This is a genomic window from Streptomyces sp. NRRL S-118 (assembly GCF_000716335.1).
Classification (GTDB): domain Bacteria; phylum Actinomycetota; class Actinomycetes; order Streptomycetales; family Streptomycetaceae; genus Streptomyces.
This window is the reverse complement of the sequence record NZ_KL591053.1, coordinates 2,168-2,680: the sequence shown is the minus strand read 5'-3', so window position 1 is coordinate 2,680 and position 513 is coordinate 2,168. Positions and strand designations below refer to the sequence as shown.

Below are 513 nucleotides of genomic sequence, written 5' to 3'. Positions count from 1 at the left end.
CCGAGCCACGCACCACGGCGAGGATCTCGTGGCCGTTGCGCCGGGCGTCCGACAGCCGCTCCAGCACCACCAGTCCGACACCGTCGGCGAAGCCGGTGCCGTCCGCGTCCGAGGAGTAGGACCGGCAGCGCCCGTCGGGTGACAGGGCCCGCTGCCGGCTGAACTCCGTCAGCAGGTACGGCCCCGCCATCAGCGTCACGCCACCGGCCAGCGCCAGCGAGCACTCGCCGGAGCGCAGTGCCTGCGCGGCCAGGTGCAGGGCCACCAGCGAGGAGGAGCACGCCGTGTCCACCGACATCGAGGGCCCTTCGAGGCCCAGCGTGTAGGAGATCCGCCCGGACAGCACGCTCGTCGTCGTGCCGGTCAGCCGGTACCCCTCCAGTTCCTGTACGAGCGCGCCGCCGTAGTCGGAGGTGACCGCGCCGGTGAACACTCCGGTGTCGCTGCCGCGCAGCGACGTGGGGTCGATGCCGGCGTCCTCGAACGCCTCCCAGGCCGTCTCCAGGACGAGCC

Annotated in this window: 1 protein-coding gene; it reads right to left on the bottom strand. The window is 72.9% G+C overall.

Annotated features, from left to right (window positions below):
• A partial coding sequence (locus tag IH00_RS0136390; RefSeq protein ID WP_031080778.1) for a beta-ketoacyl synthase N-terminal-like domain-containing protein occupies nt 1-513 on the bottom strand: 513 nt, incomplete at both ends.